At 60.3% G+C, this 24,156-nt stretch carries 22 protein-coding genes; 12 read left to right on the top strand and 10 right to left on the bottom strand.

Features of this window, described 5'->3' with window-relative positions:
- From B3849_RS08400 to B3849_RS08410, 3 genes are all read left to right on the top strand, one after another.
- Positions 1 to 1,271: penicillin-binding protein 1A (locus B3849_RS08400; RefSeq protein ID WP_286780019.1), on the top strand; the 1,271-nt coding region annotated here is incomplete at its 5' end.
- Positions 1,272 to 1,373: 102 nt separating this feature from the next.
- The gene (prfB, locus tag B3849_RS08405) at positions 1,374 to 2,498 is read left to right on the top strand and encodes a peptide chain release factor 2 (RefSeq protein ID WP_005853284.1); all 1,125 of its coding nucleotides are present in this window, start codon (positions 1,374 to 1,376) and stop codon (positions 2,496 to 2,498) included.
- 116 nt (positions 2,499 to 2,614) lie between these two features.
- Positions 2,615 to 4,027 carry an amidase gene (locus tag B3849_RS08410; protein ID WP_278426240.1) on the top strand — a complete coding sequence of 471 codons (1,413 nt, stop codon included), beginning with the start codon at positions 2,615 to 2,617 and terminating at the stop codon, positions 4,025 to 4,027.
- Between the two features lie 3 nt (positions 4,028 to 4,030).
- On the opposite strand, the gene B3849_RS08415 is transcribed toward B3849_RS08410, so the two are convergent.
- Positions 4,031 to 4,813 (bottom strand): helix-turn-helix domain-containing protein, encoded by a 783-nt coding sequence (locus tag B3849_RS08415; RefSeq protein WP_260002313.1) that lies wholly within the window; start codon positions 4,811 to 4,813, stop codon positions 4,031 to 4,033.
- A 209-nt stretch (positions 4,814 to 5,022) separates the two neighbouring features.
- On the opposite strand from B3849_RS08415, the gene B3849_RS08420 reads away from it, so the two are divergent.
- Positions 5,023 to 5,367 (top strand): hypothetical protein, encoded by a 345-nt coding sequence (locus B3849_RS08420; RefSeq protein ID WP_009826945.1) that lies wholly within the window; start codon positions 5,023 to 5,025, stop codon positions 5,365 to 5,367.
- Between the two features lie 43 nt (positions 5,368 to 5,410).
- On the opposite strand, the gene ilvN is transcribed toward B3849_RS08420, so the two are convergent.
- From ilvN to B3849_RS08440, 4 genes are all read right to left on the bottom strand, one after another.
- Positions 5,411 to 5,971, bottom strand: coding sequence for an acetolactate synthase small subunit (gene ilvN / locus B3849_RS08425; RefSeq protein WP_005853297.1), 561 nt, complete (start codon positions 5,969 to 5,971; stop codon positions 5,411 to 5,413).
- Between the two features lie 76 nt (positions 5,972 to 6,047).
- Positions 6,048 to 7,799, bottom strand: coding sequence for an acetolactate synthase 3 large subunit (locus tag B3849_RS08430; RefSeq protein ID WP_037944177.1), 1,752 nt, complete (start codon positions 7,797 to 7,799; stop codon positions 6,048 to 6,050).
- A gap of 333 nt (positions 7,800 to 8,132) precedes the next feature.
- Positions 8,133 to 8,795, bottom strand: coding sequence for a response regulator transcription factor (locus tag B3849_RS08435; protein ID WP_278426241.1), 663 nt, complete (start codon positions 8,793 to 8,795; stop codon positions 8,133 to 8,135).
- Between the two features lie 32 nt (positions 8,796 to 8,827).
- The gene (locus tag B3849_RS08440; RefSeq protein WP_278426242.1) at positions 8,828 to 10,231 is read right to left on the bottom strand and encodes a cache domain-containing protein; all 1,404 of its coding nucleotides are present in this window, start codon (positions 10,229 to 10,231) and stop codon (positions 8,828 to 8,830) included.
- A 260-nt stretch (positions 10,232 to 10,491) separates the two neighbouring features.
- On the opposite strand from B3849_RS08440, the gene B3849_RS08445 reads away from it, so the two are divergent.
- The 3 genes from B3849_RS08445 to B3849_RS08455 all read left to right on the top strand — a co-directional run bounded on the left by B3849_RS08445 (position 10,492) and on the right by B3849_RS08455 (position 15,060).
- On the top strand, positions 10,492 to 11,580 hold the full coding sequence (locus B3849_RS08445; RefSeq protein ID WP_074634992.1) for a TRAP transporter substrate-binding protein: 1,089 nt from the start codon (positions 10,492 to 10,494) through the stop codon (positions 11,578 to 11,580).
- Positions 11,581 to 11,721: 141 nt separating this feature from the next.
- Positions 11,722 to 12,690, top strand: a complete 969-nt coding sequence (locus B3849_RS08450; protein ID WP_278426243.1) for a TRAP transporter small permease subunit — start codon at positions 11,722 to 11,724, stop codon at positions 12,688 to 12,690.
- A 15-nt stretch (positions 12,691 to 12,705) separates the two neighbouring features.
- Positions 12,706 to 15,060 carry a TRAP transporter large permease gene (locus B3849_RS08455; protein ID WP_037944179.1) on the top strand — a complete coding sequence of 785 codons (2,355 nt, stop codon included), beginning with the start codon at positions 12,706 to 12,708 and terminating at the stop codon, positions 15,058 to 15,060.
- 98 nt (positions 15,061 to 15,158) lie between these two features.
- Here B3849_RS08455 and B3849_RS08460 read toward each other — a convergent pair whose 3' ends face one another.
- The 3 genes from B3849_RS08460 to B3849_RS08470 form a co-directional block, all read right to left on the bottom strand.
- Entirely contained in the window at positions 15,159 to 15,980 is an 822-nt protein-coding gene (locus B3849_RS08460) for an arginyltransferase (RefSeq protein ID WP_037966444.1), read from the bottom strand.
- Positions 15,981 to 16,047: 67 nt separating this feature from the next.
- Positions 16,048 to 16,494 carry an RDD family protein gene (locus tag B3849_RS08465; RefSeq protein WP_005853312.1) on the bottom strand — a complete coding sequence of 149 codons (447 nt, stop codon included), beginning with the start codon at positions 16,492 to 16,494 and terminating at the stop codon, positions 16,048 to 16,050.
- 70 nt (positions 16,495 to 16,564) lie between these two features.
- Positions 16,565 to 16,972, bottom strand: coding sequence for a DUF2852 domain-containing protein (locus B3849_RS08470; protein WP_064215736.1), 408 nt, complete (start codon positions 16,970 to 16,972; stop codon positions 16,565 to 16,567).
- Between the two features lie 227 nt (positions 16,973 to 17,199).
- Between B3849_RS08470 and glnE the strand changes: the two genes are divergently transcribed.
- From glnE to B3849_RS08495, 5 genes are all read left to right on the top strand, one after another.
- Positions 17,200 to 20,013, top strand: a complete 2,814-nt coding sequence (gene glnE / locus B3849_RS08475; RefSeq protein ID WP_278426244.1) for a bifunctional [glutamate--ammonia ligase]-adenylyl-L-tyrosine phosphorylase/[glutamate--ammonia-ligase] adenylyltransferase — start codon at positions 17,200 to 17,202, stop codon at positions 20,011 to 20,013.
- Positions 20,010 to 20,282, top strand: a complete 273-nt coding sequence (locus B3849_RS08480) for a hypothetical protein (RefSeq protein ID WP_243250103.1) — start codon at positions 20,010 to 20,012, stop codon at positions 20,280 to 20,282. The genes glnE and B3849_RS08480 overlap by 4 nt, the downstream gene beginning before the upstream one ends.
- A gap of 148 nt (positions 20,283 to 20,430) precedes the next feature.
- Positions 20,431 to 21,048, top strand: a complete 618-nt coding sequence (locus B3849_RS08485) for a DUF6778 family protein (protein ID WP_005853320.1) — start codon at positions 20,431 to 20,433, stop codon at positions 21,046 to 21,048.
- Between the two features lie 57 nt (positions 21,049 to 21,105).
- On the top strand, positions 21,106 to 22,332 hold the full coding sequence (locus B3849_RS08490; protein ID WP_278426245.1) for an RSP_2647 family RNA methyltransferase: 1,227 nt from the start codon (positions 21,106 to 21,108) through the stop codon (positions 22,330 to 22,332).
- The gene (locus B3849_RS08495) at positions 22,332 to 22,877 is read left to right on the top strand and encodes an RSP_2648 family PIN domain-containing protein (RefSeq protein WP_278426246.1); all 546 of its coding nucleotides are present in this window, start codon (positions 22,332 to 22,334) and stop codon (positions 22,875 to 22,877) included. Before B3849_RS08490 ends, B3849_RS08495 begins: the two co-directional genes overlap by 1 nt.
- Here B3849_RS08495 and B3849_RS08500 read toward each other — a convergent pair.
- Both B3849_RS08500 and B3849_RS08505 read right to left on the bottom strand, forming a co-directional pair.
- The gene (locus B3849_RS08500) at positions 22,874 to 23,557 is read right to left on the bottom strand and encodes a M48 family metalloprotease (RefSeq protein ID WP_009826958.1); all 684 of its coding nucleotides are present in this window, start codon (positions 23,555 to 23,557) and stop codon (positions 22,874 to 22,876) included. The two genes, B3849_RS08495 and B3849_RS08500, sit on opposite strands and share 4 nt — an antisense overlap.
- Before the next feature lie 111 nt (positions 23,558 to 23,668).
- On the bottom strand, positions 23,669 to 24,094 hold the full coding sequence (locus tag B3849_RS08505) for an OsmC family protein (RefSeq protein WP_009826959.1): 426 nt from the start codon (positions 24,092 to 24,094) through the stop codon (positions 23,669 to 23,671).
- Positions 24,095 to 24,156 lie beyond the last annotated feature (62 nt).

The raw sequence follows: 24,156 nt of genomic DNA on the forward strand, positions 1-24,156 counted from the left end.
GGGTGCTGGTGCGCCGCATGACCGCGGATAGTGACGGGTCGTTCATCCGCTGGACCCTGCGTCAGATCCCGGAAGTGCAGGGCGGCTTTGTCGCGATGGACGTGAACACAGGGCGCGTGATCGCGATGCAGGGTGGTTTCTCCTATCAGGCGTCAGTGTTCAACCGTGCGACACAGGCGAAACGCCAGCCGGGGTCGAGCTTCAAACCCTTTGTCTATGCTGCGGCATTGGACAGCGGCTATACCCCTGCGACCATCGTTGTGGATGCCCCGATCGAGATCAACACACCCCAAGGCATGTGGCGGCCACGAAACTCGTCGAACAAGTTCTACGGGCCGACGCCCCTGCGGACGGGTATCGAACAGTCGCGGAACCTCATGACCATCCGTCTGGCGCAAGAGGTCGGGATGAACACCGTTGGCGACTATGCCGAACGGTTCGGGGTCTATGACAACCTGTCGCCAGTGCTTGCCAACGCGCTTGGTTCGCAGGAAACCACGCTCTACCAGATGGTGTCGGCCTATGCGATGTTCGCCAATGGTGGCGAACGGGTGCAGCCGACGCTGGTGGACCGTGTGCAGGACCGCTATGGCCGCACTGTCTACAAACACGACCAACGCATCTGTAACGATTGCCAGCTTGAAACGCTGGCCCCCGGTGTGGGGCCGCGCATCATCTCGAACCGCGAACGGGTGATGGACCCGATCACGGCCTATCAGCTGACATCGATGATGAAGGGCGTCGTGGATCGCGGTACGGCGCGTGGGGCGGTGAACCTGCCCGTGCCAATCGCGGGCAAGACCGGCACCACCAACGACGCCAAAGACGTCTGGTTCGTCGGCTTCTCAAGCAATATCGTGGCGGGCTGCTATATCGGTTTTGACAACCCGCGCTCGCTGGGGCGTCGTGCCTATGGGGCGGGGATGTGTGGCCCTGTATTCCAGCGGTTCATGAGCGAAGCGATCAAGAAATACGGCGGCGGCCCCTTCGAAGTGCCCCCCGGCGGTCACTTCATCAAGATCGACCGCTTCACCGGTGCACGTCTGTCTGACAGCGCGGCAGGAAACAACGTTGTGGCCGAATACTTCCGTGACGGCGAAGAGCCGCTGTTCGGGATCACCTTTGATGGCGGCTTTGCGATGGGGGCGGATCTGCCTCTGGTCGAAGAAGCCGGCGGCGGCGCGCGCGAGGTCACGACCTCTACCGGTAAGAAGGCGCGTGTCGGGCCCAAGGCAAGCTTTGGCAGCATCAGCTCCGGCGGGTTGTACTAGGCCCGGCCCCATTCTACAGCGCTTGCCCAAGTTGCGGCGCTGGTCTATTTGAAACGCGGCCCCGGCTATTCGGGGCCGCGATCTATTTAAAGGCAGGATACCATGCGCGCAGATGCACAAAATACAGCGGATAAGATCAGCAAGTCGCTGGAGCTGTTGGCACAGCGTCTGGACGTCGAAACCGCGCCATACCGTCTGGAAGAATTCAACGCCCGTGTCGAAGACCCCAATCTGTGGGATGATCCCGATGCGGCGCAAAAGCTGATGCGCGACCGTCAGGCGCTGGTCGATTCCATCGCCACCTACGAGGGCATCAAACAAGAACTGGCCGATAACATCGAACTGATCGAATTGGGCGAGATGGAAGGCGACGACGAGGTTATCGCAGAGGCCGAGACCGCGTTGAAAAAGCTGGCCGAGACAGCCGCCCAGAAAGAGCTGGAAGCGCTGTTGAACGGCGAGGCCGACGGCAATGACACCTTCCTTGAAATCAACGCAGGGGCAGGCGGCACCGAAAGCTGTGACTGGGCCAATATCCTGTCGCGCATGTATGTCCGGTGGGCCGAGAAAAAGGGTTATAAAGTCGAGCTGCAATCCGAAAGCCCCGGCGAAGAGGCGGGGATCAAATCGGCGACCTACAAGATCAGCGGCCCGAATGCCTATGGCTGGCTCAAGTCGGAATCCGGTGTGCACCGTCTGGTGCGGATCAGCCCCTTTGACAGCGCCGCCAAACGGCACACGTCCTTTACCTCTATCTGGGTGTATCCGGTGGTGGACGACAACATTGAAATCGACATCAACCCCAGCGACATCCGCATCGACACCTATCGGTCCTCGGGGGCCGGTGGTCAGCACGTAAACACCACCGACTCGGCCGTGCGGATCACGCACCATCCTACCGGCATCGTCGTGACCAGCTCTGAGAAATCGCAGCACCAGAACCGCGACATCGCGATGAAGGCGCTGAAATCGCGGCTGTATCAGATGGAGCTGGACCGCCGCAACGCGGCCATCAACGAAGCCCATGAAAACAAGGGCGATGCGGGCTGGGGCAACCAGATCCGGTCCTACGTCTTGCAGCCGTACCAGATGGTCAAAGACCTGCGCACCAACTATGAAACCTCGGATACCAAAGGGGTGCTGGATGGTGACCTTGACGGGTTGATGGGGGCCGCGCTGGCACTTGCCGTGTCGGGCAAGACCCGCGCCGAGGCGCAAGAAGGCTAAGGCCAAATATCAGGCAACTGCGCGCGGGCGGCCTTGTCTCGTGCAGCACTTTTCCCGGCACCCCTTGCATCCCGCTGCGGCCTTCCGTTCTATGACCCCGAACGGAGGGCTCGGCCATGAACATACTAGACATCGGGGCCTTGGCCCAATCGGAGGCTTTGGCGAACGGCAGCCTGACGGCGCGTGCTTTGATGGAGGCCACGCTAGAGCGCATCGATGCCGTGAACGGCGCGGTCAATGCCATCGTCGCGCTGCGCCCGCGCGCGGAGCTTCTGGCCGAAGCCGATAGGGCCGACGCCACGCCTCGGGTCGGATGGCTGCACGGTATTCCCATTGCGATCAAGGATTTATCCGATGCCAAGGGCTTGCCAACAGCTAAGGGATCACCGCTGTTCGCCGGAACGATTGCCCAGAAGGACAGCGTCTTTGTCGCCCGCATCCGCGCGGCGGGGGCGATCATCATTGGCAAGACGAATACGCCTGAATTCGGGTTGGGCAGCCACACGTTCAACCCCGTCTATGGCCCGACGCGGAACCCCTATGACCACACACGTTCGGCTGGCGGGTCTTCGGGCGGGGCGGCGGCTGCCTTGGCCACGGGGATGCTGAGCATCGCTGACGGGTCCGACATGATGGGCAGCCTGCGCAACCCCGCGGGCTGGAACAACGTCTACGGCATGCGCCCCAGCTGGGGCACTGTACCGGCAGAGCCAGAGGGCGATATGTTCCTGCATCAGCTGAGCATGGCAGGCCCGATGGCGCGCTGCCCCCGCGATCTGGCGGCCTTGCTGGACACAATGACCGGAGAGGACCCCAAGCAACCCCTCGGCCTGTCACCCGGCCCAAGCTTGCCGCAGATGGACACCCTGTCGCCCACGCGCCGCATCGGGTGGCTGGGCGACTGGGGCGGTGCCTTTGCCTATGAAGACGGGATCGAGGACGTGAGCAAAGCGGCCCTGGATCAACTGGCCGCCCTGGGGCATCGGGTGACCCATGTGCCAGCCCCCTTTGACGCGGACGCGATGTGGGACAGCTGGACCACGCTGCGGTCTTTTGCCGTTGCTGCCGGATTGGGCGCGCTCTACCGCGATCCGGAAACCCGCGACAAGCTCAAGCCCGCCGCTCAATGGGAGATCGAGCGCGGGCTCGGGTTCACGGGGCAGGAGGTGCAGCGCGCCAGCCTGACGCGGTCGGATTGGTATCGCCGTGTCACCGCGCTGTTTGAAGAGGTTGACGTGCTGGTGCTGCCTTCGGCGCAGCTTTGGCCCTTTGACGTGGATCAGGTGCATCCGACACAGATCGCCGGACGGGACATGGATACCTATCACCGCTGGATGCAGGTCGTGGTGCCAGCCGGTCTGGTGGGGCTGCCGGTTGTCAACATCCCCGCCGGTTTCGGCGCGGAGGGGCTGCCTGCGGGGCTACAGATGATCGGACCGCGGGGCAGCGATACGGCGCTGCTTCAACTGGCGCAGCAGTGGCACGCGGCAACGCAGTGGCCCCAGATGCGCCCGCCGCCGCTGGCGTAGCGGTCATTCAAAGGCGAATTCGGTGCGCAGAAGGTGGCGGTGAAAGGGTTCAAGATCGCTTGCCTCGCACAGCCCCTTCAAGCGGGCGGCCTGCAACACGGCCGACGGGGTTTGCGGAAGGTATTCATAGACCAGCCGCGTCGCCCGCAACCCGATCGAATTTTCCGGCACCGTGCGGGTGATATATCCGACCCAGAAATTGTTGTTGAATGACGCGATCCGCCCCAGATAGTTGAACGAAGAGGTCATCGCGCCGCGCCGCGAGGCGATAATGGCGATGCCTTCTTCCTGCTGCAGCACCACGCCGCGATATTCGCGCAATTCCGAATGGGTGGGCAGGCTTTGGATGCGCATGGCGTGAGGGGCCTCGTAGCCGCGCAGATAGGTATGCCGGCCACTGCGAAACACCATAACCAATCCCAAGGCGAATTTCTCGGGGTAAAGAAAACTGCGACGCGAGAAGCGGTAGAAACCACTGGGAAACGTGGCTTCGGGCAGGTCCAGCGCGCCCGAAACGATAAAGTCGCCCATGAAATCCGGCGGGGAGGGTTCGATCTTCTTGATCTCTTCCAAGGGCTCCAGAAGGACACGCGCATCAACGTCGAAAAACTTGCACATCCGGTCCAGAATATCGGGGCGCGGAAAGCTTTCCCCCGATAGATATCGATTGAACTGCGTGCGATTGATCCCCAGTTCCTGCGCGAGGTAGGTGATGGAGGGGTAACCTACTGAAAGTTTTTTTAAATTTGACCCGAAAATTGTCCTGATATCGGCGGGGTTCGTAATGAAATCAGTCCGTTAAAATTAATTGAACTAAACTTCACAACCTTTGAACGAATTTGCAAGGGGATTTGCAATATAAGGCTGTTTAATGACGCTATTCAGCGTCAAATTCCGGTGCGCGCGACACAAATTGATTTCGTAAAAAAATCGACAATTTGTAAAAATGACATGATTATCTCTCATGTCTGTAAGCATCTGGAAGGAACAGTTAAATGTACGGTGTGGTACTTTGGAGCGATGCCCGATCCAACAAAGCTGTGTTCTGGTGCGAGGATCACGGCGACCTTGCATATTTCCAGGGTGACCCCGCGACAGTGAACCAGACAACAAGCTGTTTTGATGCTGGTGATCTGGTCCAGTTCGAGGTCTACCACGAGGCCAAGTTGCGCAAAGCGCTCAACCCCAAGGTCGTGCGATCCAAGGCGGACGCTGATTTGCCGAACAAACTGCTGCGCCATTCCGCCGGCATTACGCGAAAGCAAACCGGCGGCGAGGTGCTTCCATTCCGCCCAAAAGCCGCCCCGCCGGTAGAGTTCCGTCACCGCGGTCAGGCCTAGTCCGGCCGGAGCCGGCCAGACCTCAGCCTGCCACCTTAGCGTATCAGTCGCCGCGCGACAGGGCTGCCACGCCCGTCCGTGCCACGGACACCAGCCCCAAGGGGCGCATCAATTCGGCAAATGCGTCAATCTTCTCGGGCGCGCCGGTGATCTCGAATACGAATGTTTCCAAGGTACTATCGACAACGTTGGCGCGGAAGATATCCGCAAGACGCAGCGCTTCGACACGTTTGTCGCCGGTGCCATTCACCTTGAACATCGCAAGCTCACGCTCGACCACGGGGCCTTCGACGGTCAGGTCATGCACGTCGTGTACTGGCACAATCCGCCCCAGCTGCGCCTTGATCTGCTCGATCACCTGCGGCGTGCCCGAGGTGACGATTGTGATGCGGCTAAGGTGGCCTGTGTGGTCAACCTCTGCCACGGTGAGGCTGTCGATGTTATAGCCACGGCCCGAAAACAGACCGATGACGCGCGCCAGCACGCCGGGTTCGTTCTCGACCAGTACGGCCAGCGTGTGGCGTTCGATCACATCCGAGAAATTGGGACGTAGGTTATAGGCGGAATGGCTGTTGGAGCCTTTTTTGATCTTTAGGGCTGACATGACACTGTCCTTCTAAGATTTGTTCAATCTCGGCGCGCGACCCCGCGCCGATGTGTTTCCTTGTGCCGTTGGCGGCTTAGACCAAGACCGATCCTTTGGCGTCGATCACACCTTGCGTATCGACACCGGCCAGCATCATGTCGTTATGCGCTTTGCCCGACGGGATCATCGGGAAACAGTTTTCGTGTTTTTCCACCAGACAGTCAAAGATCACCGGACCGTCATAATCGAGCATCTCCATGATCGCGTCGTCCAGATCGTCGGGGTCCGAACAGATGATCCCCTTGGCCCCGAAAGCTTCGGCCAGCTTGACGAAATCGGGCAGGGATTCAGACCAGCTTTGGGAATAGCGCTCGCCGTGCAGCAGCTCTTGCCACTGGCGGACCATGCCTAAGCGTTCGTTGTTCAGGATGAACTGTTTCACCGGCAGGCCGTATTGCATCGCGGTGCCCATTTCCTGCATGTTCATCAGCCAGGAGGCTTCGCCCGCAACGTTGATGACCAGCGCGTCAGGATGCGCCATCTGCACGCCGATGGAGGCAGGGAAACCATAGCCCATCGTCCCCAGCCCACCAGAGGTCATCCAGCGGTTCGGATCCTCGAAACCAAGGTATTGCGCGGCCCACATCTGGTGCTGGCCTACTTCGGTGGTGACATAGCGGTCACGCCCTTTGGTCAACGCCTCAAGCCGCGAGAGCGCGTATTGCGGTTTGATGATCTTGCCTTTTTGCTCGAATTTGAGGCAGTCGACGTTGCGCCATTCCTCGATCTTCTTCCACCATTTGCCAACGGCTTCGGTGTTTGTCTTGCGGCCGCGCGATTTCCAGACCTTCAGCAGATCTTCAAGCACATGGCCCACGTCGCCGACGATAGGGATGTCCACGCGGATGATCTTGTTGATCGACGACGGGTCGATGTCGATATGCGCTTTCTTGGATTTGGGGCTGAACATGTCGACGACGCCGGTGATCCGGTCGTCGAAGCGCGCGCCGATGTTGATCATCAGATCGCAGTCGTGCATCGCCATATTGGCCTCGTAAAGACCATGCATGCCGAGCATCCCCAACCATTTGTCACCCGACGCCGGATAGCTGCCAAGCCCCATCAAGGTAGAGGTGATGGGAAAGCCTGTCGCCTCGACCAATTCGCGCAGCAGTTGCGACGCCGCAGGGCCGGAGTTGATGACGCCGCCGCCGGTATAGAAAATCGGGCGCTTGGCGGTCTCGATGGCGGCCACCAGTTCGGTGATCTCGGTCATGTCGCCTTTGACGGGCGGCTGGTAATGCGAGGTGGACGGCTTCTTGGGCGTGTATTCCCCCGTGGCGAATTGCACGTCTTTCGGGATGTCGACCAGAACGGGGCCGGGGCGCCCGCTGGTGGCCACATGGAACGCCTCGTGCAGGACGCCGCCCAGCTTGTCTGTCTCTTTCACCAGCCAGTTGTGCTTGGTGCAGGGGCGGGTGATGCCAACGGTATCGGCCTCTTGAAACGCGTCAGAGCCGATCATGAAAGTCGGCACCTGACCCGTCAGGACCACCAGCGGAATGGAATCAAGCAAGGCATCCGTCAGGCCGGTCACCGCATTGGTGGCACCGGGGCCCGAGGTGACAAGAACAACGCCCGGTTTTCCGGTCGAGCGCGCATAGCCTTCGGCGGCATGGACCGCCCCTTGTTCGTGACGCACCAGCACGTGTTTGATGCTGTTTTGTTGGAACACCTCGTCATAGATCGGTAGGACAGCGCCGCCGGGATAGCCAAATACGGTATCGACACCCTGATCAATCAGGGCTTGAACGATCATTTTCGCTCCGGTCATTTTACGTGTCATCTTGGTGCTCCGTCAGGCGGTGGTTTATCAAAAAATACGTTGCGCAAAAAAAAGCCCCCGATTTTGACGGGGGCGCATGGTGACTATTATGGTCTGCCGTTACCGGCCCATGCGCGTGTGTCTTAGAATGACGACGATATCTGTCAAAGCTAGATCTGTCATAGCCAAAGGCCCCTCATTGCGTGCATGGACATTATGAGCGCCACAAAGGGGCGTCAATGCTCTATTGTCGATAAAAGTGTCGCTGGGTGCAAAAAATCTTTTCATTTATTGCGCGAAATCCTGAATTTTCTAATTTTTGCAAAATTGGGGGCATTTCTCGGTCCCTATCAGCTAGAGTCGCACTCCGGTTCCTTGCAGCACACCGTGTTCCATCGCATAGCGCGTCAGCCCTGCGGTGGAAGAGATGCCAAGCTTGCGCTTGATATTCTTGCGGTGGGTTTCGACGGTGCGCACCGAGATATCCAAGGTCAGCGCGACCTCTTTGTTGGATTTCCCCTGTGCCAGTTGCAACAGGATCGTCTGTTCGCGTTCGGTCAGGGATTCACGCGCGGCATCCTTGGGTTCAAGCGACCCTTGCGCGCCGGTGCATAGATACCGTTCGCCGCGCATCACCGTATCGATCGCCAGCTTGATCTCGTCCGTCGGCACGTCCTTGAGGATATACCCCATAGCACCGTGGCTCAGCGCCGAAGAGATATATTCGGGGTTATCATGCATCGACAGGATCACGATGCGGGTGTCGGGTTGGCGTTCCAGCAAGATCTCGGTCGCGGACAGCCCACCGATCTCTGGCATGTTGAGGTCCATGAGGATCACATCGGGGTCCAGTTCCGCGACGCTCTCGATCGCGGCGCGGCCATTGGGCAGACAGCCGACCACATTGATATCGTCATAGCTTTCGAGAATGGACTGGATGCCCTCGGCGACCATCGGGTGATCGTCAACGATCATCACTTTGATCAACGCGGGCGGCTGGGTGTCTGAAAAGGTCATGGGGCAGCTTTCGGGAAGGGGCATATCAGGGCTTAGGGCAGGGCGGTCGGCGGCGGGCGCAGCATATGGGTCAGCGGGACGGTGGCGGTAATCTCGGTGCCGCCTTGGGCAGAGGTTTGCATGGTCAGCGTGCCGTCTAGCTGTTCGATCCTCTCTTGCATATTGCGCAGGCCCAACCCCCCGGCGGTGGAGCGTGTCTTGGCCAGCCCCAGCCCGTTGTCAGAGATCGACAGCGTCGCGCCCTGTCGGTGACCGCGCAGATCGACGATAACTTCGGTGGCGCGGGCGTGGCGTTCGATATTGGTCAGCGCCTCTTGCGCGATCCGGTAAAGCGCGATCTTGGCCTCGTCGTCCAAGCGGTTGCGGAATACCACGGTATCGAAGCGGCACTGAATTCCGGTGCGCAGGGCGAATTGTTCGACCAGCGTTTTCAGCGCGGGACCAAGGCCCAGATCATCCAGAATACTGGGGCGCAGGTCGCGGCTGATGCGGCGCACTTCGGCGATGGCCTGTGCAAGGCTGTCGATCCCCTTTGCCAAAGGCTCTGCCGCGCGGGCGTCGCCCCTTTCCAGCCGGCGTCGCGCGTTGTCGAGCGCATAGCGCACCCCCACCAGGATCTGGCTGATGCCGTCATGCAGTTCGCGCGCCACGCGGCCGCGCTCTTCCTCTTGGGCGTCAAATACCCGCTGCGTCAGCTTTTTGAGCTTCGCATCCGCAAGCCGCCGTTCACGCAGGTTGACCAGCATGCCCGTGCCAAACACCAGCAGCAGGGCGGTCACCGTAATAACGCCAATATAGAAGAACGTACGCTGCACCCGCGCCTGCACATCGGATCGCGCCGCGGCCCCGCTGGCAAGCACGTCGTCGATGAACACACCCGTCCCCACGGCCCACTGCCAGCTGGGGAAAGAGGTGACATAGGTAATCATCTGCGCATCCTCTCCGGTAGAGGGTTTGGGCCACATATAGGTGTGATACCCGCCGCCACTGCGTGCGATGCGGATCAGCTCGTCCACCACGGGCGTGCCGTTGCTGTCCGTCTCGCCGGCAAAGTTGCGGTTGATCCGGTCGGTCTGGCGCGGGCTGACAAGGGCGGTGCCATCGTAGTCGTAGACAAAGAACTGACCTTCCTCGCCATAGATCATCGCTGCGAGGATCTGCGCCACCTGCGATTTCGCCGCCCCATCATCGGGAGAGGCGGACCCGTAGACAAAGTAAAAGCCGTTGCGCGCCTGTGTCACATAATTGCGCAGCTCGACCTTCTTGGCGTCCAGCAACTGCTGCTCGAGCGTTGAAATCTCGCGGTCGGCCACCGCGCGCGCCTGCAGTGCCACGACAAAGGCAATCGCCGTCACCGCCAGCACCAGCGGCACAGAGGCGATGAGCGTCAGCTTTTGGGCGTAGGTGGGGGCGATCATGAAAGACGGGCGGCGCATGCAGCGCTGATACTGGGAAATCCACGCGAATCAAAGTGCTAGATGAAGTCACAAATCACCCGCTATACGCGTGTATGCACAACATATGGCAGGTCCGGCGGGATATTTGCCGTATATTTGGGCGGTAAATCTGCACCCTCTACGCAGTAGTTGGTATTTTCAACCATTCGCTTTTGCGTAGAGTGAACGACACTTGAAATGACCCGCGCGCATATAATGAAGCGCGGGCACCCTCATATAACTCGGGAGGAGTATCCAATATGGACCGTCGTTCATTTCTGAAGACATCCGCGCTTGGCGGGTCTGCCGCCGCTGCATCGACACTGGCCGCACCGCTGTACGCCCAAGGCAAACGCACGCTGACCATGGTCACCGCATGGCCCCGTGGCTTTGCCGTGCTTGATGACGCCGCGACCTACCTCAACAACATGGTTAACGAGATGTCTGACGGCACGTTGACCATCGAAAAGAAAGCCCCGGGAGAGCTCGTCGGCGCGTTCGAGGTTTTTGACGCCGTTTCCTCCGGTCAGGCGGATATGTATCACGCGGCTGACTACTACTTCATCGGCCAGCACCCCGGTCTGGCGTATTTCACCGCCGTGCCATTCGGTGCCACAGCACAAGAGCTGACCAACTGGTATCTGCACGGTGGCGGCCATGACCTGCACAACCAGATCGGTGAAATCTTCAACATGAAGATGTTCCTCGCCGGTAACTCCGGTTCGCAGTCCGGTGGCTGGTTCCGCAAGGAAATCAACTCTGCCGCGGACTTCAACGGCCTGAAATTCCGTATGCCCGGTCTGGGTGGCAAGGTGCTGGGTAAACTGGGCGCGTCTGTTCAGAACATCCCCGGTGGCGAACTGTATCAGGCGCTGTCCTCCGGCGCGCTTGACGGGCTCGAGTGGGTTGGCCCCTTCGCGGATGAACGCGCCGGCTTCCAGGAAGTCGCCAAGATCTACTACACCGCTGGTTTCCACGAGCCAGGATCGGGCCTTACTGCATCGGTCAACCTTGATGTGTTCAACGACCTGACACCGGCACAGCAGAAGATCATCGAATATGCATCGATGGCGACCACGCACACCGGGCTGGCCGAAACACTGGCCAACAATGGTGCCGCATTGGCGCGTCTGCAGCAGCAGGGCGTGAAAACCATGCAGTTCCCCGATGATGTCTGGGATGCATTCGGTGCGGCCTCCAAAGAGGTTATGGACGAGAACATGGATGACACGCTGTTCGCCGACATCCGCAACAGCTTTGAATCCTCGTTGTCCGCATCGGCTGAATGGCTGTCCAAATCCGACGCCTACTATGTCGAACAGCGCCAGCGCGTTCTGGGCAAAATGTAAGCCATCCCCACGGGATGACAGGGGGGCTGCCTTTGGGCGGCCCCACACGCGACTTTGCGATCCGGAACACGGGCGCGCAAAGCGAGGATAATTTTCGCACCAAGCCCACAGTGAAACCGGGCGGGCGAAGGGGGGATATCAATGGCAGAAGATGCAGTATGCGCTGGATTTTTCCGCGCGGCGGAAGGGGCCAAGATCAGCTGCTTGGACCAGTTCCAGGAAGGCAACCTGATCAGCTTCATTCTGGGCAACCTACTTGAAGCGTTCTACAATTTCTTTGCAGCGGTGCTGAACCCGTCCATGTGGCTGGACTGGTCCAATAGCGAAGCCTTGATGCGGTTCATCTATTACGGTGCCTCGGTAGAGCTGTTCTTTGTTTTGCTCGTCGGAGTGCTGATTGTCACGGCTGTCGGCATCTGGAAACGCAGCTTTATGTGGGGATGTGTGCGCGGGCTTGAAGGCTTCGCCAATGTCACCGGGCGTTTCTTTGCCTGGGCCGGGCTTTTGATGGTGTTGCAACAGATCATCATCGTCTTCATGCAACGTATTTTCACCCGGCCTGATATCTCTATCGGCTTTGGTATTCCGCTGCAGTTCGATATTAGCTGGTTTGCGGAAGAGTTGAAGCTTTTCAATGCGTTGGTCGTCTGTCTTTGTGTGTCCTACACCTTTGTACAAGGCGGGCATGTGCGCGTTGACCTCTTCTATGCCGGCGCGAAATTCCGTACCAAGCGCGTGATCGACATGTTCGGCGCGCTGTTCTTCATGATCCCCTTTGCGATTGTCACATGGCTTTATGGCTGGTTCTTCCTGTGGCGCCATCTGGTGACACCGAACCCATCGGCCTCTGACCGGTTGGAGCTGCTGCTGCGCAAGGCGCGATTGCTCAAGTGGAACGTGGAAACCATCGGCTTTTCGCCCAATGGGTTCAACGGCTACTTCTTGTTCAAGATCCTGCTGTGTGCCTTCTGCGCAATGGTGATCTTGCAAGCAATATCAGTGTTTTATCGCGCTTTGTTAGAGTTCCGTGAAGGGCCTGAAAGCGAAGATAAATATCTCGACCGCGATACGTTGGGCGAGGGCGAAGAAGCCTATGAGGGCACACATTAATTCAAGGGGCGTCCCATGCTATTTGGTCTCGACGGGGTCGAAATTGGCCTGATCATTGTTTTTGCCTGCCTCTTTGGCGGCATCCTGTCCGGTTTCCCGGTGGCCTTTGCCATCGGCGGTGCTGGCATCATCTCTTTCGGTATCATCGCCGCACTCGATAGTGCGGGTCTGATGGTGCATCAGGCGATTGACCAATCGTCGCAAGCCTATCGCGATCTGGTGAACTCGGGCGTTCCCAATGACGCGGTATCGAAATTCCGCTATCCGGATTTGCCGCTGATCGGTGAATCGGTCTTCCCCCAAGGCTGGGAAGTCGCGCTGGACCGGAACGTCAGCTTTATCGTGAACCGTATGAACGAACGCGTTCTGGCGGGGCAGTCGATCGAGACCTTGCTGGCGGTTCTGATGTTCGTTCTGATGGGCATCACGCTTGAACGGTCGAAGATCGCGAACGACTTGTTGACCACGATGGCGCGCGTCTTCGGCCCGCTGCCCGGCGGTTTGGCGGTATCGATTGTGGTTGTGGGCGCGTTTCTTGCGGCCTCCACCGGGATCGTGGGCGCGACTGTTGTCACCATGGGGCTGCTGGCGCTGCCGACCATGTTGCGCAACAACTATTCGCCCGAAATCGCGACAGGTGTCATCGCAGCCTCCGGTACTTTGGGCCAGATCATTCCGCCGTCCATCGTTATCGTCCTTCTGGGCACATTGGCGGGCGATCTATACTCCGCCGCCCAGGAAGCGCGTGCAACCGCCGTAGGCTGTACCGATGCGCTGACCTACCTTGGCCAGCCAGCGGTTGTGTCTGTAGGGACGCTGTTTCAGGCCGCGTTGCTGCCGGGGATCATGCTGGCGCTGCTTTATGCGCTTTACGCCTTTGTCTATGCGCTGCTGAACCCTGAAAAGGCGCCCGCCGTGCCGATGGGGGCGACCAATGCCGAACCCATCACGCGGGGCGAAGGCTTTACTTGGTTCCTTGGTATGCCAGCCCTGCTGATCGTGGGCACGATTGTTCTGGGCAACCTTGGCATCGTGGGCAGCCAGTCGACTGTCGTGTCCAGCTTTAGCGACATCGGGCAGGGTGCAAGCCTGCGCACCAATGTAGGCGAGGCCTGTCAGGCCGCGATGATCGAACTGCACGGGCAAAGCGCATGGGATCAAGCGGTGACCGAGCAAGCCGCGATCGAGGCGGCGGGCGGTCAACAGGCCAGCGAAAAGCTGACCGAAGAAGCGCTGGCCGCCAAGCAGGCTGAAAAGATTGCCAATGCCGCCCCCATCGGGACCGGTGTTGCGATCATCCTGATCCTGCTGGCGCTGGTCATGACGACCGGTCGCGGTGTCGCCCCATCGGCGGACAAACGGCCGTTGATCATCGGTGGCATCGGTCTGGTGCTGACACTGCTGGTCGATATCCTGCTGGTCGGTCCGGCCACGTCCTCGGGCACGATGGTTCTGCTGATGGCGCTGCCTTTCGTGGCTGTCATGTATGGTGTGGTCTATGCGCTGAAGCTTTGCGCCGGTAACGAGCTGATCCGCGTGGTTTTCCCGCCGCTGGTCCTGATCGTTGCGGTCCTGGGGTCGATCCTTGGCGGGATCACCAACCCGACGCCCGCTGCGGCCTTGGGGGCAGGTGGCGCGATCATGCTGGCCGCCTATCGTAAGCTCAAGGATATGGACCGGTCGCCCAAGGTGATCATCTGGTCCACCCTGGCCATCCTGATCGCGATCCTTGTCGGCGTGAACTTTGACCTGCGCATCAACCAAGAGGGCGTGAGCGTCGAAAGCTGGTTTGCCTTCTTCGTCGCCTATGGCGCGTATCTATACGCGGTGTTCGGTCTGCTGTTCTCGTGCTGGATCCTCTATACCTCGGGCGTACTAAGCCCCGTGGTCCGCGAGACGGCCAAGGTGACCTCGATGGTGTTTACCATCCTGATCGGATCGCAGTTGCTGAACCTTGTGGTGATCTCCTTTGGTGGCGAACACTACATCCAGCAGTGGCTGAAAAGCTTCGACAACGAGTTGACGGTCTTCCTGATCGTGATGCTGGTGCTCTTTGTGCTGGGCTTCGTGCTCGACTTCCTCGAGATCATCTACATCGTGATCCCGATTGTCGGGCCGGTGATCTACGGAGGCACCTTCGATCCGAAGTGGGTTACGATCATGATTGCGGTGAACCTGCAAACCTCGTTCCTGACACCGCCCTTCGGCTTCGCGCTCTTCTACCTGCGCGGCGTGGCCCCGGCGAGCGTTACCACCTCGCATATCTACCGCGGGATCATTCCTTTCGTCTTGATCCAGGTCGGAGCACTGGCGCTGTTGTGGATGTTCCCGGTCATCGTGACCATCGTGCCTGACCTGATCCCCAACTGATCTGGGGTCAGGCCACAACAAAAACAAAAGGCACCCCCGTGGGGTGCCTTTTTCGTTTCAGCGGGTGACAGCGGTTCAATGTGCCGCAGCGGTACGGTTTACCCTTTGGTCGGGCTCAGATCGGGGAGGGCGATATTGGCCACCTGTTCGGCAATCGGGTCGGTGTTCAGCGGATGCTGCTCGGGTTCGAAATCATCGGGGTTGCGCATCTTCTGCCACGCGCCGCCCATATAGACCTCAAGCCCCGAGAACTTGGCCTTATAGCCCATCTTGGGGCTGCCGGGCACCCAATAACCCAGATATACATAAGGCAGACCCGCCGCACGGGCGATTTCGATGTGGTCAAGGATAATGTAATTGCCCAACCCGTCACGGGGCCGGTCAGGGCTGTAGAACGAATAGACCATGCTCACCCCGTCATCGAGCACATCGGTCAGGCAGACGCCAATCAGCTCCCGGGTTTGGGTATCGGTATATTCGATCACACGGCTGCGGATCGGGGTTTCCTCGATCATCGCGGCGAATTCGAAGACATCCATATCGGCCATGCCGCCGTCTGCATGGCGACTGTCAAGATAGGTGCGGAAGAGGTCGTATTGCTCTTCCGTGGCCCAAGGCGAAGTCGCCCGCCGCGTCAGCCCCGCGTTGCGCTTGATCGTGCGCTTCTGGCTTTTGCTGGGGGTGAAGTCGGCCACGTTGATGCGCGCCGACAGACAGGACGCGCAATCCGTGCAAGACGGGCGATACAGTACATTCTGCGACCGCCGGAAGCCTTGCCCCGACAGGCTGTTATTCAGCTTGGTCGCGGAGTCGCCCTGCAGCGCGGTGAACAGTTTACGTTCCATCCGGCCGTCCAGATACGGGCAGGGCTGTGGCGCAGTAACATAGAACTGCGGAGCGATGGGAAGTGTATGGCGCATGAAAATCCGTTGTTGTTCGGAGGAAATTCTAACAACTGGTCCAAAGCGCGCCAAGCACAAGTTTGGGTCAGTTCACGCTTTCGACACGACGGTTCAGCGGGACTGTGCCGAGGATCACGTCGCTTAGGCTCTGATGGCGCGAGGTCGCACAGATGAGAATGATCGAAATCACCTGCAAAGGCATCATGGCAACGCTGACCGTATAGCCCGAGGTATGCAAAAACGCCGAGGCCAGATCCAGCGGTTCATCGCGCGCCGTGCGCAATTCCATGCCGAACAGGCGCATGCCCCAAGTGGCCGACCCGCTGGCAAGCGTCGCCACACGATAGGTAAAGCCCACCATCAGCATCAGCAGCGGGAAAAAGAACAGGCCGGTGAAGGCGGTGAACGGCAGGATCAACACGCTGGCGATCAACACCAGCAGGGCGTCAACAACCCAAGCCATGAACCGCTTGGTCGGAATACCGCTATAGAATTCAGGCTGGTCGAATGGATCGGGGGTGGTGGGGGTCATCATGTCCTGTCCCTTGTGAATATCGGCCCCCCCGCCAAGGCGGAGGGGGTGTTGATTGAACGCGCAGGCTTTAGGCCTTTTGCGCATCATCTTCGTTTTTGGAGCCTTCGGCCATGAACTGGTCGAACTCTGCCTTGTCCTTGGCGTCGCGCAGACGGCTCAGGAAGGCTTCAAAATTGGTTTGCTCTTCCTCAAGACGGGCCAGGGTGTCGGCCTTATAGGCATCAAAGGCGGCGTTTCCGGTTGAACGCCCGGTGATAGACCCACGGCGGGCGCGTTTGCTGCAAGACGAAGATTTAAACATGCGTTTGCTCCAGATCATATAGGCAAGAAGGGCAAGGCCAAGCGGCCAGAAAAGAATGAAACCGACAACCATGGCGGCGATCCAGGCACCTTTGCCCTTGTCGTCAAGAAAGTCCTCGGTACGGCCCAGCCAACTGCGTTGTGCGGTGTAGGTGGGTGCATAGGTCTGTGTCATCAAGTTCCCTTTCGGTCAGAGTGTGGTGGCCCTGGACGCTGCGGGCCGGTGCGGTGGCGGGCAATGTAAATGCCCTTCACATTACAATAGATCGGGGTGCGCCCTGTGGTTTGCAAGGGATGATGTAAATCTTTTTTACATTATTTGGTTTTGCACGTGTTTGGTGGGGGTTAGCAGGTGTCACGGCGCCATTGACGACGGGCATAGAACCAGCGAATGCTTGGCGTATGAGAACACTTGCCAGTCAGATCACCCGCTGTCCCCGCATCTTTACGGCCGATCAGGCGCAGGATGCGCGCGCGCTCTTTCCCGATGCGCCGCCCGAAATTGCCGCACTTGTGGCGGGGGCGGGATCGACGTCGCCCTATCTTCTGGGGTTGATGCAAAAGGAAACCGACTGGTGTCATGCGGCTTTCGATGATCCCGCAGGGGCGGTGCAGCAGGTGATCGACAGCGCGGGCGCGGTGCCTCCGGACCAGTTGTCCAGTCATCTACGGCAAGGCAAGCGGCGCGTGGCGCTGATGACGGGGCTGGCTGATCTGGCGGGGGCTTGGTCGTTGGAGGAGGTGACCGGCGCGCTGACCGATTTCGCCGACGCCGCCGCCCAAGCCGCGCTGACCGCAGGGCTAAAAGCGCAGATCAAACGCGGCAAGCTGCCCGGCATGACGGAAGAGGACGCCGACAGCGGCGCAGGCATGGTCGTGCTGGCTATGGGCAAGATGGGCGCGCGCGAGCTGAATTATTCGTCCGATATCGATCTGATCTGCCTGTTCGACGAAACACGCTTTGACGCCAGCGATTTTCACGACGCCCGCACCGCCTTTGTTCGCGCCACCCGCGCGATGAGCGGGACGCTCAACGATCTCACGGGCGAGGGCTATGTCTTTCGCACAGACCTGCGGCTGCGGCCTGATTCCGGTGTCACGCCCGTGTGCATCGCGATGGAAGCGGCAGAACGGTATTACGAAAGTCTGGGCCGCACATGGGAGCGTGCCGCCTATATCAAGGCACGCCCTGCGGCGGGTGATCTGGCGGCGGGCGATCAGTTTCTTTCGGTGCTGCGGCCCTTCGTCTGGCGCAAGCATCTGGATTTTGCCGCGATTCAGGACGCCCATGACATGCGCCTTGCGATCCGCGAGCACAAAGGGTTGGGGGGCAGTGTCTCGCTTTCGGGGCATAATATGAAGCTGGGGCGCGGCGGTATCCGCGAGATCGAATTTTTCACCCAGACCCGTCAGCTGATCGCCGGTGGGCGCGACGCAGATCTGCGCGTGCGCGGCACCTGCGAAGGCATGGCCGTGCTGGCGGAAAAGGAATGGATCCCCTCAGAAGTCGCCGAGACGCTGTGCGATCACTACCGCGCGCATCGTACCGTGGAACACCGCGTGCAGATGATCCGTGACGCCCAGACCCATACGTTGCCCCAAACGGAAGAGGGGTTCGACCGGCTGGCCGCGATGATGGATATGGATGTCCCCGCGCTGCGCAGTGACCTTGAACGGCGGTTGGAAGAGGTTCACCAACTGACCGAAGGGTTCTTTGCGGGCTCGACCTCGCGCCCGGAAGCGGCTGCCGCGCCCGAAGAACATGTCTTTGACGCCGCGATCGTGGATCGGTGGCTGAACTACCCCGCCTTGCGCAGCGCCCGGGGGGCGGAGCTATTTGCAGAGCTGAAACCCGGATTGCTGGCGCGTCTCGCACGGGCCACCAAACCGGATGAGGCATTGCTGGCCTTTGACGGCTTTCTTGGTGGGCTGCCCGCGGGGGTGCAGTTATTCTCTTTGTTGAAGATCAACCCGCAACTCTCTGATTTGCTTGTTGATATCGTCAGCGCGTCACCCGCGCTCGCCGCTTATCTGTCGCGCAATGCGCAGGTGTTCGACGCGGTGATCGGCGGGGATTTCTTCAGCGAATGGCCGGCAGAGGACGCTTTGGTCGACAGTCTGACAGAGGTGCTGGAGGCCGAAGAGGATTATGAGGCGCGGCTGGATACCTGTCGTCGATGGGCCAAGGAATGGCATTTCCGGATCGGGGTGCATCACCTGCGCGGGCTGATTGATGCCGCGACGGTGGGGGCGCAATATGCCGATCTGGCGCGGGCGGTGTTGCGCGGGCTCTGGCCGGTGGTGATCGACGAATTCTCGCGCCGTCACGGGCCGCCACCCGGGCGCGGTGCGGTGCTGGTCGGGATGGGGTCACTTGGTGCGCGCCGCCTGACCGCTGCCTCTGATCTGGATATGATTGTGGTCTACGATTCCGCTGGCGTCGAAAGCTCTGACGGCAAGCGCCCGCTGGCCTCGCGGCTGTATTATGCGCGGTTGACGCAGGCGATGATCACCGCGATGACCGCGCCGATGGCCCAAGGCAAGCTCTACGAAGTGGACATGCGCTTGCGCCCGTCGGGCACGCAGGGGCCGGTGGCGACCAGTTTAGCGAGTTTTGAAAGCTATCAGATGGGGCAGGCCTGGGTGTGGGAGCATCTGGCCCTGACACGCGCCGATTGTGTGACCGGCCCCGATGATCTGATGCAGGATGTTGCGCGCCTGTGCGACAAGGTGCTCGCCCGTTCGCGCGACCGTGCCGATACCCTGCACGAGGTCGCGGCGATGCGCGCACGTCTGGCAACGGCCAAGGTGGCGGGCGGCATCTGGGATGCCAAGAACGGGCCGGGGCGCTTGCAGGATATCGAATTGCTGGCGCAGGCCGGGGCCTTGCTGGCGGGCACCACGGCGCGGGATATCACCTCTGCGCTTGGGGATGCGGAGGCGCAGAACGTCATCACCGCCGATCAGGCAGAGGTGCTGCGCCGCGTCTACCGCAGCTGTTGGGCGCTGCAATCCGCGACGCGGTTGCTGTCATCCTCTGTCCTGCGCGAGGATTCTCTGGGGCAGGCGGGTTTGCGGTTTCTATGCCGCTCCCTCGATGTGGAGACGTCCGAAGAATTGCACGCGCATCTCGCGCGAAGCTACGATCAGGCCGCGACGATCATCGCCGATGCATTGGCGGCTTATGTGGACAAGGCGGACGGGGGCGCGACATGAGCAAAGGGGACCCCAACGATCCCAAGGGGCTGATCTTTGAATCCTACCGCATAGAGGGGATCACCCAGGCGGAGTGTCGGTCAATCTTCCTGGATTGGGCGCTCAGCCTGCCAGCGGAAGCGGATACCAAAGCCGCCCTGCGCGCCTTGTTGGACAGCGTGACAGCAGAGAACCAAGACCATCCCATGACCCAGGTGATGCAAGAGGGGTTGATCGACATGGCCACGCCCCGGCGGCGCGGCGGCTGGCGCACCCGACCGCGCAGCTAGACAGGCCGACATTAAGGCGCAAACGTGCCGAAATACCCTAATGATGCCTTAGGTTTTGAACATTATTGCCCCATTCCTGCCTTAATTGAGCAGCATTACCGTTACATGGCTGCACAATCCGTATCGTCAGCAGCTTTTGGAGGGGTAAATGAAACATCATAAACTGTTGATCGCTTTGGCCTGTGCCGCTGCCGTGTCCGGTTGTGCACCGGCGGATATTGCCAGCCGGAATGCAATGTATGACACATCCTCGACCCGCATGTCCTTGCTGGACAATCTGAACGCCTACCAGCCCGATACGTTGCTGGACGCGGTGCATATCCAGCACACCAACGTCTCTGTGCCCGACCACCTGCGGGTCGCACAAGCGCCAAGCCTGCTGCAATCGGCCGACATCGTCTGGCATGGCGAAGCAGACACGGACCGCCGCGATCAGGTGCGCGCGATCTTCGAGGCCGCGATCCGCCAGGGGGCAGTGACCGCCTATGGTCCCGTGCCCGCCGCGCTGGAGGTCGAGGTCTTGCGGTTCTACAACCCCGCCTCAGAAGCCCCGTCGGCAGAGTTTATCCTGACCGTCGTCGATGCGCGCAATGGCAACCCCCTGGCCGAGCCCCGTCAGGTCGCGGTGGAGCTGAGCAGCTTTGCGCCCCCCGTCGCAGAGGCGCAGCCGGACAATGCGGTGATGATCCATGATCTGGCCCGTGCGATCGAACAGCAGCTCGCCACGCCGGGCAGCTATAAACGCACGAAACTTGCCGCCTATTAAGGCAGCAATCGAACTCTGCGCTTCCCCAAACGCGCGGAACCGACTAATGGGGGCGGTATGACAACGCCCCTTTCCCCTCCCGCTTCGACCGACCCTTCCGATTTGCCTGTGGTGCGCCTGCTGCCCAAGGCGAATGCCCGCGCCATCCGGCACGGGTTTCCCTGGGTTTATGCCAATGAAATGGTCACCGACCGCCGCACCAAGGCGCTTGCGCCCGGCAGTCTCGCGCTGCTGGAAGACAGCGCCCGTCAGGTGATGGGGGTGGTCGCGGTGAACCCGGCCTCCAAGATCTTCTGCCGGATGCTGGACCAGAACGCGCAAGCCGTGGTGAACCAGAACTGGTTCGAGGCCCATATCAATCGCGCCGTGCAACTGCGTGACCAGATGTATGACGCACCCTATTATCGGTTGATCCACGCCGAAGCCGATGGGTTGCCCGGTGTGGTGATTGACCGCTTTGGCGACACGGCCGTCATTCAGGCCAACGCCGCATGGGCCGATGTGCATATCGATGCGCTGACAGCAGCGCTGGTGGAACAAACCGGCGTGCGCCATGTGCTCAAGAACGCGTCGGGCCGGACCCGCAGCCTTGAAGGGCTGGATGATGTAAGCGGTGTGCTGCATGGCGAGGCTCCAAGCGCGCCTGTGCAAGTGCCGATGAACGGTGCTATCTATATGGCTGACCTCACCGGCGGTCAGAAAACCGGCCTGTTCTACGACCAACGCCCCAACCACGCCTTCGCGGCGAACCTGTCCAAAGGAAAACGCGTGCTGGATGTCTTCGCCCATGTTGGGGGATTCTCACTCGCCGCGCTGGCAAATGGCGCGTCCTCTGCGGTTGCTGTAGATGGATCGGCACCCGCGCTTGAGCTGGCGCAGCAGGGCGCGGAGGCTATGGGCGTCACGGACCGTTTTGCCACACGCCAGGGCGACGCCTTTGACATCCTGACAGCACTGCGGGCCGAGGGCGAAGAGTTCGACGTGGTGATCTGCGATCCGCCCGCCTTCGCCCCCGGTAAACCCGCGCTCGAGGCTGGTCTGCGCGCCTATGAACGTGTGGCGCGTCTGGCGGCGCAACTGGTGACCGAAAACGGCGTGCTGGGTCTGTGTTCCTGTTCCCATGCGGCGGATCTGACGCAGTTCCGCACCGCATCTGTGCGCGGTATCGGTCGTGCGGGACGGCGCGCGGCGCTGCTGCATACCGGTTTCGCCGGTCCTGACCACCCGCAGCTGCCGCAACTGGCCGAGACGGGATACCTCAAGTCGTTGTTCTTCCGCCTGTAATGGCGCTGCGCATCCTGATCGACGCCTGCGTGCTCTATCCCACCGTCATGCGCGAGATGGTGATGGGCGCGGCGCGGGCGGGGGTGTTTGAACCGCTGTGGTCCGCACGCCTGTTGGAAGAATGGGCGCGCGCCGCGATCAAACTTGGCCCCGAGGGCGAGGCACAGGCCCGCGCAGAGATCGCCTTGCTGCGCGCCGCCTGGCCCAAGGCGGAAGTGCCCCCGAGCCCCGGTGTGGCGGCACGGCTGTACCTGCCGGATGAAAACGACGTGCACGTTCTCGCCGCCGCGATCACCGGCCATGCCGATATTATCATGACACTGAATGCCAAGGATTTTCCCCGTGGCACCCTGGCTGAAGAGGGGTTGGCGCGGGTCGATCCCGACAGCTATCTGCACGGCGTCTGGCTGGCGCAGCCGCAGGTGATGGAAGCTGTAGCCGCACATGTTCTGGAAGAGGCACGCCGCCTGTCAGGCCATCCGTGGGACATGCGACCGTTGCTGAAGAAAGCACGGCTGCCGCGGCTGGCAAAGGCGCTTGGTTAACGGTCCCAGGCGGTTTGCAGCGCCGTGAGCGCGCCGATCCTGTCTGCGGTCTTCGGGTGGCTCAGCAGCCAGGCGGGGGCGGTGCCGTGGTTGCTTTGGGTCAGTGCCTCCAGCTTTTCGAACAAGGAAATCTGTGGCGCGATGCCGATACCCGCTTTGGTCAGCAGGGCGGCGGCATAGGCGTCCGCCTCGTATTCATCGCTGCGCGACAGGCGTGCGGCCAGGAGCGTGGCCAGCATATTGGCGATCCAGATGCCGACACCGGGGAGGATACGCCCCAAGATCATCCCAAGCGCTGCGCGCATGGCATTCTGCCCGGAAAAATCGATCATCCGTCGCCGTGAATGCCCCAAGGCCACATGGCCGAGCTCATGTGCAATCACGCTCGCGAGCTCCTCGGCGGTGACGGCACCGGATTTGAATTTCTCGTAAAAACCGCGGGTAATGAAGATCCGCCCATCGGGGGCGGCAAGCCCATTGACGGGGGCGACTTCGTAGATATGCACCTTGATCCGCGGCAGATCGAGAGCGCTGGCCAGTTTCGATGTCATCTCGCGCAGGGCAGGGTCGAGCAGTTCTGTCGATTTTTCATCCAGTTCCTTCGCGGTGCGCCAAGCGGAAAAGCGATACATGGCAAGCCCGTAGAGCACGGCGAGAAGAATGGGGAGGATGCGGATCATGCACCCAATATGGACGCAGGCGAGGGGGGTGCAAGGGTGGAATGAGTATTTGGAAAAAGGGTGAAGGGGGCGTGGTAGGGGCCGCGAGCGCGAGCGGCCCCTGGGGCAGGGTCAGGACAGTTTTGCGTCCATCGTGATTTCGGCAGTCATCAGTTTGGAGATGGGGCAGTTCTCCTTGGCGGTTTTAGTCGCCTCTTCGAACTGCTCTTGTGTGGCGTTGGGGATGACACATTCCACATCAAGGTGAATCTTCGGCACATGAAAGCCGCCGTCTTTTTGTTCAAGGAAGACCGTGGCCTTGGTTTCGATGCTATCGGCGACTAGATCGTAGTCTTCAAGGATCATTGACAGCGCCATGGAGAAACAGGACGCATGGGCCGCGCCGATCAGCTCTTCGGGGTTGGTGCCGTCTTTGCCTTCGAAGCGAGTGTTAAAGCCGTAGGGCTGGTCGCTGATCACGCCGGTCTGGGTGGAGACATGGCCTTTGCCCTCTTTGAGGTTGCCTGTCCATTTTGCGGAGCCTGATTTCTTGATCATGGGAATTCCTTTCACCATTTGGGTTCACGGTGAAAACGCGGGGCGCGGTGGAATGTTCCGAT

Source organism: Sulfitobacter sp. UBA4523, from assembly GCF_002388305.1.
In the GTDB taxonomy this organism is placed as follows: Bacteria; Pseudomonadota; Alphaproteobacteria; order Rhodobacterales; family Rhodobacteraceae; genus Sulfitobacter; species Sulfitobacter pontiacus.